We start from the raw sequence: 7,361 nt of genomic DNA, 5'->3' as shown, positions 1-7,361 counted from the left end.
GGACGCCGGGACGCAGGACGCCGGGACGCAGGACGCCGACGGGCATCGCGACGGGTCTGCGGCGAGGAGGCGGTGGACACCAGGCGATTCTAGTTCCGTGGGTCCCGCGGCACCTGAGCATTAGACTGGGCCGCATGGCTCGAACTGGTAACGGCGACGACCCGATCGTGGAGCGCAACGAGGGTGCATCGGCACCGAACCCTGTGTGGTTCCTGCCCATCATGATCGGCCTGATGCTCGTCGGCCTGGTCTGGGTCCTGGTTTTCTACCTGAGCAACTCGCAGTTCCCCATTCCGGGCATCGGTCCGTGGAACCTCGTCATCGGCTTCGGAATCGCCTTCGTGGGATTCCTGATGACGACGCGCTGGCGCTGACTTCCGTCCGAGTTACACCCGTGTAATTCATCCCCACCTGTGGATGAGCCTGTGGATAACTCTCAGTAGTACACGAGGACAGGCACCACGAGCAGCCCGAGCAGGGCAACGGCCACAGCGACCAGCAATCCGATCTGCAGGGACTTCTGGCGCGCGAGGCGCGTGCGCGCGTAGATGAGTCCCACGACAGCTCCCGTGATCAAACCACCCAGGTGCGCCTGCCAGGAGACACCGACACCGTTGAGGGCGGCAACGAAATCACCCGTGCCGATCGAGGTGATCAGCGCGACCACGAACGGCCACGCGAAGTTGATCCCGATCAGCACCGCGATGACCCGGATGTCCGCGCCGATGTGGCGGCCGATCACGAGCAGGGCGCCGAAGAGCGCGAAGATCGCGCCGGAGGCTCCGACGACGGGCGTCAGCGGAGCGATCAATGCCACCGCGACCGATCCGCCGAGCGTCCCCAGGACGTAAAGCGCGACGAACCGCCAGCGCCCGAGCAGGGGCTCGAGATTCCGCCCGATGAACCACAGGGCCAGCATGTTCAGGCCGATGTGGAAGAAGCCGGAGTGCACGAGAGACACCGTGAGAAGGCGCCACGGCTCGAAGGAGCCGAACTGCGGCACCAGGTACGGGCCGTAGAACAGCAGCGCGCTGCTGAGGATCGACCCGAGGCCCGGAATGATGCCGATGATGTAGACAAGGCCCGTGATCGCGATGATCGCCAAGGTGGCCACCGGGCGGCCGGAGGAGACGGCGACCAGCGGACGCGATGAGGCCCAGCGGCGTTCCGCCTTCTTCTGCGCGGGAGTCTCGGCGGCACGCTGTTGCGCCATGCACTCCGGGCAGATCACGCCGACGGCGGCGGGGGTGCGACACTCCGAACAAACCGTTCGCAGGCACCGCTGGCAGAGCACGAAGCTCTGCCGGTCAGGATGCCGGTAACAGAAGTTGTCGCTGTTACGACGGAAATCGTCGGTCGTGGACACCCGCCGCCGCCTTGGAGGTCAGACCGAGACGACGTCGACCGAGTGCAGGATGACGTCGGCCTTCGGACGGTCCTGGGCACCGGTGGGCACCGCGGCGATGGCGTCGACAACAGCCTTCGAGGCGTCGTCGGCGACCTCTCCGAAGATCGTGTGCTTGCCCTGCAGCCACGGCGTCGGGTCGGTCGTGATGAAGAACTGAGAGCCGTTCGTGCCCTCCGGCTGGCCGGTGATGGCGTTGCGGCGCAGACCGGCGTTCGCCATCGCCAGCTTGTAGGGAGCGGTGAAGTCGAGCTCGGGGTGGATCTCGTCGTTGAAGTTGTAGCCGGGACCCCCGATGCCCTGACCGAGGGGGTCTCCGCCCTGGATCATGAAGTTGGGGATGATGCGGTGGAAGATCACGTCCTTGTAGAGCGGACCTTCCCCCTTGGCACCGGTGGCGGGGTTGGTCCATTCCTGGGTTCCATCGGACAGACCGATGAAGTTGCGGACGGTACGGGGAGCGTGGTCGCCGAACAGATTGACCACGATGTCGCCGTGGTTGGTGTGCAAGGTCGCGACGGCGGTGTGAGTAGCCATGGGTACATTCTCTCAGAGTTATCTGCAAGGGTCCGTGGTGGGCGCCGCTCGGTCTGGCAAGATGAAGAAACGTACATCCCATCGACAGGGAGGATGAGCCGTGGGCCTCAGCCGCAAGAGCAAGAAGGAACTGCGCAAGCTCCAGAAGCACGCCGCGAAGGTGTGGGAGTCGCAGCAGGTTCTGCTGGGCGAGAGCGGAAAGGTGGCTCGCGAAGCCGGCCACCAGCTCGGCCGCTTCAGCCGCGAAGACCTCGTTCCCGCCGTCCAGGACGGGTACAACAAGTACGCCGCGCCCTACGTCGACAAGAGCGTGAAGTACAGCAACCGCTTCCTCAGCAACAAGGTCATCCCGGCCGCCGGTGCTGTCGTGGGTGGGGCGATGTCGGTCTGGGACGCCGCTGGCGACACCCGTGACCGCCTCGCCAAGGGCCAGGGCTTCGACCTCGACGCGCACAAGTACGCAAAGCGTGCCGAGAAGTACGGCAAGAAGGCGTCCAAGAACCTCGCCAAGAAGCTGCCGCACCAGAACAACGGCATCGGTGCAGGTGGCGTGATCGCGATCATCCTCGGTGTCGTCGCCGCGGCCGGCGTCGCCTACGCCGCCTGGCAGACGCTGCGCGCCGACGACGAGCTGTGGGTTGCCGACGACCCGCTGCGCGCGCCGGACGCGTGAGCGACCCCACCATCAGAGTCAGAGAGGCCGCGCGAGAGCGCGGCCTCTCTGTCGATGTGCGCCAAAGACCCGCGGCCGCGAGCCTCGACGAGGCGGCCGAGATCCTCGGCATCCCGTCTGCGTCGATCGTGAAGACTCTCGTCGTCAAGCGGTCCGACGACACGTACCTCTTCGCCCTGGTCCCCGGTGATCGAGCCATCTCCTGGGCGAAGCTGCGGGCGGTGGTCGGAGTGAACAAGCTCCGACTCCCCGAACCCGAGCTGGCCCGTGCCGCTACCGGTTACGAGCGCGGCACCATCGTTCCCCTCGGCAGCACCCATGACTGGCCGGTCTACGCGGACGAGAGCATCGTCGGGCAACGCATCGCGATGGGCGCCGGTGCTCACGGGTACAGCCTGTTCGTCGACGCCGACGATCTCCTTCGCGCCTACGATGCGACCGTCGCCGACATCACTGTCCCTCGGGCGTGAGCGCGCGTCCCTCCCCGTCACCTCGCAGAGAAAGCTTCGCCATTCGAAGGGCGATGTCCACGAGCTGAACGCGACGAAGCTTGCGCACTGCGGGAAGAGCGAACCATTCGGCTCGGTCCGTGGACCCGCCTACCTCGTGGCGGAGGTGCCCGCCGACGATATGCGCTCGATAGACGATGCGGAGCGTGTGCAGGGGCCCTTCAGCGTTCGCAGAGAGCCTCGACGACGCCGGGATCACCCGGGAATGGATGCCGAGCAGGGCATCGACAGCGACGCGATATCCCGTCTCCTCGCGCACCTCGCGGCGGACGGCCCGCTCGGGGTCCTCTCCGGCCTCCAGGCCCCCGCCAGGGAGCGTCCACGCGGCACGACGGCCGTCGACCCAGTGCGCGAGCAACAGGCGGTCGTCGGTGCCGGTGATGACGGCGTACGCGGCGACTCGCATGTCCATTGCGACACCCTAGCGGCGACCGGGGACGTGCGTGCAGAAGCTCCGTCGCCAGGGGACCGATGGCGTCCTCAGTGAGGAATCACGAACGGGGGATGTCGAAGACCTTGTGATCCTGCGGCACCGCGCTCGCTGACCGACCGTCTCCGGCCTTCCGAGGAAGAAGATGTGGAGCCTGGGAGATTCGAACTCCCGACATCCTGCTTGCAAAGCAGGCGCTCTACCAACTGAGCTAAGGCCCCGTGGGGATGGGGTGGGGCTACCAGGACTTGAACCTGGGACCTCTTCATTATCAGTGAAGCGCTCTAACCGCCTGAGCTATAGCCCCGTTGTGACGACGTGATGTCGTCAACCTCGAAGACTTTACCGGAATCCCGAGGTTTTTCCGAATCGGCCTCAGTTCGAGGTGAAGCCGACCAGCAGACCGCCCGTCACCTTGACCGCGAGGTTGTAGATCCCGGCGACCACGGCACCCAGAACGGTGATGACGACGAGGTTGAGGATCGCCACGATGGCCGCGAACGCCATCACCTGAGGAAGACCGATGTACTGCGAGAGCGTCGTCCCGCCATCGGTGAAGCTCGTGAAGAACTCGTCCAGCTTGGTGACCAGACCCGTGGCGCTCACGACCAGGTAGATGAGGAAGTACGACACGACCGTGACGATCGCGACGGCCACGGCCGCCAGGAAGGACAGCTTCACCGCCGACCAGAAGTCGATGTAGACCAGGCGCAGGCGGACCTGCTTGGCGGGGGTCTTGTGAGTCGACTTCTTCGCAAGCTTGTCGGCTACCGTGCTCATGCGTCAGTACTTTCCTCAGGGGTCTCGGGAGCGGAGGCGTCGACCTCGTCCGCGGGAGATGCGGCGGGCTCCGTGGTCGTCTCCGTCGTCTCTGCCAAGTTGCGCTCTGCGTTTCGCGCGATCGCGATGATGCGGTCGTCTCCTCCCGCGCGGGCGAAAACGACACCCATCGTGTCGCGTCCCTTGGCGGGCACCTCGGCCACGGCAGAGCGTACCACCTTGCCGCTGGCAAGAACCACAAGGACCTCGTCGCCCTCGGAGACCATCATTCCGCCCGCGAGAACGCCCCGATCGTCGGTCAGACGGGCCACCTTGATGCCCAGCCCGCCGCGGTTCTGCATACGGTATTCGGTCACCGCTGTGCGCTTGGCATAGCCGCCCTCGGTCACGACGAAGACGTACTCGTCGTCCTTGGCGACGGATGCCGAGAGCAGGCTGTCGCCCTCGCGGAAGTCCATGCCCTTCACGCCCGACGTCGACCGACCCATGGGGCGGAGCGCGTTGTCGGTCGCCGAGAACCGGAGGGACATCCCCAGTCGGCTGATCAGCAGGATGTCGTCGCCCTCGTCGACGAGGAGCGCACTGACGAGCTCGTCGGCGCCGCCCTGCTCGGCCTCTTCGGTGTCGTCCGAGACCTGGCCGCGCAGCTTGATCGCGATCACGCCGCCCTGACGGTTCGTGTCGTACTCGTCGAGACGGGTCTTCTTGACCAGACCGTTGCGGGTGGCGAGGACGAGGTACGTCGCCACGTTGTAGTCGCGGATGTCGAGGATCTGCGCGATCTCCTCGTCGGGCTGCAGCGCGAGGAGGTTGGCGACGTGCTGGCCCTTGGCATCCCGACCCGCTTCCGGAACCTCGTAGGCCTTGGAGCGATAGACCCGGCCCTTGTTCGTGAAGAACAACAGCCAGTGGTGGGTCGTCGTGACGAAGAAGTGCTCGACGACGTCGTCGGCGCGCAGCTGCGCACCTTTCACGCCCTTGCCGCCGCGGTGCTGCGACCGGTAGTTGTCGCTGCGGGTGCGCTTGATGTAGCCGTCACGCGTGACGGTGATGACCATCTCTTCTTCGGCGATGAGGTCTTCGATCGACACGTCGCCGTCGAACCCGTGCAGGATCTGCGTGCGGCGGTCGTCGCCGAAGCGATCGACGATCCCGGTCAGCTCGTCGCGGATGATGGTGCGCTGTCGAGCCGGCGTCGCGAGGATGTCGTTGAAGTCGGCGATACGAGCCTCGAGCTCGGTCGCCTCGTCGACGATCTTCTGGCGCTCGAGGGCCGCCAGTCGACGCAGCTGCATGTCGAGGATCGCCTGCGCCTGGATGTCGTCGATCTCGAGGAGCTTCTGCAGTCCCTCGTTGGCATCCTGAGCCGTGGGAGACCGACGGATGAGCGCGATGACCTCGTCGAGCGCGTCGAGCGCCTTCAAGTAGCCGCGCAGGATGTGCATGCGCTCCTCGGCCTTGCGGAGGCGATAGCGCGTGCGGCGGACGATCACGTCGAGCTGGTGGTCGATCCAGTGGCTGATGAAGCCGTCGAGCGACAGCGTGCGCGGCACACCGTCGACGATCGCCAGCATGTTGGCGCCGAAGTTCTCCTGCAGCTGGGTGTGCTTGTACAGGTTGTTCAGCACGACCTTGGCCACGGCGTCGCGCTTGAGCACGACGACCAGGCGCTGACCGGTTCGACCCGAGGTCTCATCGCGGATGTCGGCGATTCCGGTGATCTTGCCCTCGCGCGCGAGATCGCCGATCTTGACCGCGACGTTGTCGGGGTTGACCTGGTACGGCAGCTCGGTGATCACGAGGCACGTGCGGCCCTGGATCTCTTCGATGTTCACCACGGCACGCATGGTGATCGAGCCGCGCCCGGTGCGGTAGGCGTCTTTGATGCCGCGCGTGCCGAGGATCTGCGCGGCGGTGGGGAAGTCGGGCCCGGGGATGCGCTCCATGAGAGCTTCCAGCAGCTCCTCGCGGGTGGCATCCGGGTTCTCGAGAGCCCAGAGGGCGCCGGCGGAGACCTCACGGAGGTTGTGCGGCGGAATGTTCGTCGCCATACCGACCGCGATACCGACCGAGCCGTTGACGAGGAGGTTCGGGAAGCGCGACGGCAGGACGACGGGCTCCTGCGTCTGGCCGTCGTAGTTGTCCTCGAAGTTGACGGTCTCTTCTTCGATGTCGCGCACCATTTCGAGCGCGAGCGGGGACATCTTGGTCTCGGTGTACCGCGGTGCCGCCGCCCCCTGGTTACCCGGGGAGCCGAAGTTGCCCTGGCCGAGAGCGAGGGGGTAGCGCAGCGACCACGGCTGCACGAGACGAACGAGAGCGTCGTAGATCGGGGCGTCGCCGTGGGGGTGGTAGTGCCCCATGACCTCGCCGACGACACGGGCGCACTTCGAGAACGACTTGTCGGGACGGAACCCGCCGTCGTACATGCCGTAGATCACGCGGCGGTGGACGGGCTTGAGACCGTCCTCGACGCGAGGGAGTGCGCGGCCGACGATGACGCTCATCGCGTAGTCGAGGTAGCTCCGCTGCATCTCGAGCTGCAGATCGACCTGATCGATCCTGCCGTGGTTGTGCGCGGGTTCCGGCCGGACCTCGTCGGGCTCGGGCGTGATGTCGTCAGCCATGTCTTCTCAGTTTCGTAGTGCGTCGTCGATCGTCGTCGTGGAGTGTCGCGGGGCGACGAGATCAGATGTCGAGGAAGCGGACGTCCTTGGCGTTGCGCTGGATGAAGCTGCGCCGCGACTCGACGTCTTCTCCCATGAGGACCGAGAAGATCTCGTCGGCGGCGGCCGCGTCGTCGATCGTGACCTGCTTCAGCGTGCGCGTCTCCGGGTCCATCGTGGTCTCCCAGAGCTCGTGGTCGTTCATCTCACCGAGACCCTTGTAGCGCTGGATGCCGGTGTCTTTCGGGATGCGGCGACAGGCGACCTGGCCGTCGACGAGCATAGCATCCCGCTCGCGGTCGCTGTACGCGTACTAGTCCCGGTGGTAGGACCACTTCAGGCGGTACAGCGGCGGCTGAAA

The 7,361-nt window shown here is 65.8% G+C and carries 8 protein-coding genes, 2 tRNA genes and 1 pseudogene; 3 read left to right on the top strand and 8 right to left on the bottom strand.

Going from position 1 to position 7,361, the window contains the following annotated elements:
• Nucleotides 1-134: 134 nt before the first annotated feature.
• Nucleotides 135-374 (top strand): cell division protein CrgA, encoded by a 240-nt coding sequence (locus NS220_RS05540; RefSeq protein ID WP_058623092.1) that lies wholly within the window; start codon nucleotides 135-137, stop codon nucleotides 372-374.
• Nucleotides 375-436: 62 nt separating this feature from the next.
• On the opposite strand, the gene NS220_RS05535 is transcribed toward NS220_RS05540, so the two are convergent.
• A complete protein-coding gene (locus tag NS220_RS05535; protein WP_242864539.1) occupies nucleotides 437-1,213 on the bottom strand; it encodes a rhomboid family intramembrane serine protease in 777 nt (258 codons plus the stop codon).
• Between the two features lie 171 nt (nucleotides 1,214-1,384).
• Nucleotides 1,385-1,942: a peptidylprolyl isomerase gene (locus tag NS220_RS05530; protein ID WP_058623091.1), complete on the bottom strand. Its 558-nt coding sequence runs from the start codon at nucleotides 1,940-1,942 to the stop codon at nucleotides 1,385-1,387.
• 100 nt (nucleotides 1,943-2,042) lie between these two features.
• Here NS220_RS05530 and NS220_RS05525 point away from each other — a divergent pair, with 100 nt between their 5' ends.
• Together NS220_RS05525 and NS220_RS05520 are read left to right on the top strand one after the other, a co-directional pair.
• Entirely contained in the window at nucleotides 2,043-2,615 is a 573-nt protein-coding gene (locus tag NS220_RS05525) for a hypothetical protein (RefSeq protein WP_058623090.1), read from the top strand.
• On the top strand, nucleotides 2,612-3,085 hold the full coding sequence (locus NS220_RS05520) for an aminoacyl-tRNA deacylase (RefSeq protein WP_058623089.1): 474 nt from the start codon (nucleotides 2,612-2,614) through the stop codon (nucleotides 3,083-3,085). Before NS220_RS05525 ends, NS220_RS05520 begins: the two co-directional genes overlap by 4 nt.
• Here the strand turns inward: NS220_RS05520 and NS220_RS05515 are convergent.
• From NS220_RS05515 to NS220_RS05490, 6 genes and pseudogenes are all read right to left on the bottom strand, one after another.
• Complete coding sequence (locus tag NS220_RS05515; RefSeq protein ID WP_058623088.1) at nucleotides 3,066-3,536, bottom strand: NUDIX hydrolase; 471 nt, start codon at nucleotides 3,534-3,536, stop codon at nucleotides 3,066-3,068. The genes NS220_RS05520 and NS220_RS05515 overlap by 20 nt on opposite strands.
• A gap of 166 nt (nucleotides 3,537-3,702) precedes the next feature.
• Nucleotides 3,703-3,775 (bottom strand) — tRNA-Ala (locus NS220_RS05510).
• A 12-nt stretch (nucleotides 3,776-3,787) separates the two neighbouring features.
• Nucleotides 3,788-3,861 (bottom strand) — tRNA-Ile (locus NS220_RS05505).
• A 68-nt stretch (nucleotides 3,862-3,929) separates the two neighbouring features.
• On the bottom strand, nucleotides 3,930-4,334 hold the full coding sequence (locus tag NS220_RS05500; RefSeq protein ID WP_058623087.1) for a DUF3566 domain-containing protein: 405 nt from the start codon (nucleotides 4,332-4,334) through the stop codon (nucleotides 3,930-3,932).
• Entirely contained in the window at nucleotides 4,331-6,961 is a 2,631-nt protein-coding gene (gene gyrA, locus NS220_RS05495; protein WP_058623086.1) for a DNA gyrase subunit A, read from the bottom strand. Before gyrA ends, NS220_RS05500 begins: the two co-directional genes overlap by 4 nt.
• Nucleotides 6,962-7,022: 61 nt before the next feature.
• Nucleotides 7,023-7,361: pseudogene (locus tag NS220_RS05490) on the bottom strand (DNA topoisomerase IV subunit B); the annotation flags it as partial.

Source organism: Microbacterium testaceum, assembly GCF_001476655.1.
Taxonomy (GTDB): domain Bacteria; phylum Actinomycetota; class Actinomycetes; order Actinomycetales; family Microbacteriaceae; genus Microbacterium; species Microbacterium testaceum_C.
The sequence above is the reverse complement of the archived record's forward strand: the minus strand, read 5'-3'. Positions and strand labels throughout refer to the sequence as shown.

Excerpts from the sequence above, each read along its gene's own strand:
- NS220_RS05540 (WP_058623092.1), top strand. The coding sequence starts at position 135 with ATGGCTCGAACTGGTAACGGCGACGACCCGATCGTGGAGCGCAACGAG.
- NS220_RS05535 (WP_242864539.1), bottom strand. The coding sequence starts at position 1,213 with ATGGCGCAACAGCGTGCCGCCGAGACTCCCGCGCAGAAGAAGGCGGAA.
- NS220_RS05530 (WP_058623091.1), bottom strand. The coding sequence starts at position 1,942 with ATGGCTACTCACACCGCCGTCGCGACCTTGCACACCAACCACGGCGAC.
- NS220_RS05515 (WP_058623088.1), bottom strand. The coding sequence starts at position 3,536 with ATGGACATGCGAGTCGCCGCGTACGCCGTCATCACCGGCACCGACGAC.
- NS220_RS05500 (WP_058623087.1), bottom strand. The coding sequence starts at position 4,334 with ATGAGCACGGTAGCCGACAAGCTTGCGAAGAAGTCGACTCACAAGACC.
- gyrA (WP_058623086.1), bottom strand. The coding sequence starts at position 6,961 with ATGGCTGACGACATCACGCCCGAGCCCGACGAGGTCCGGCCGGAACCC.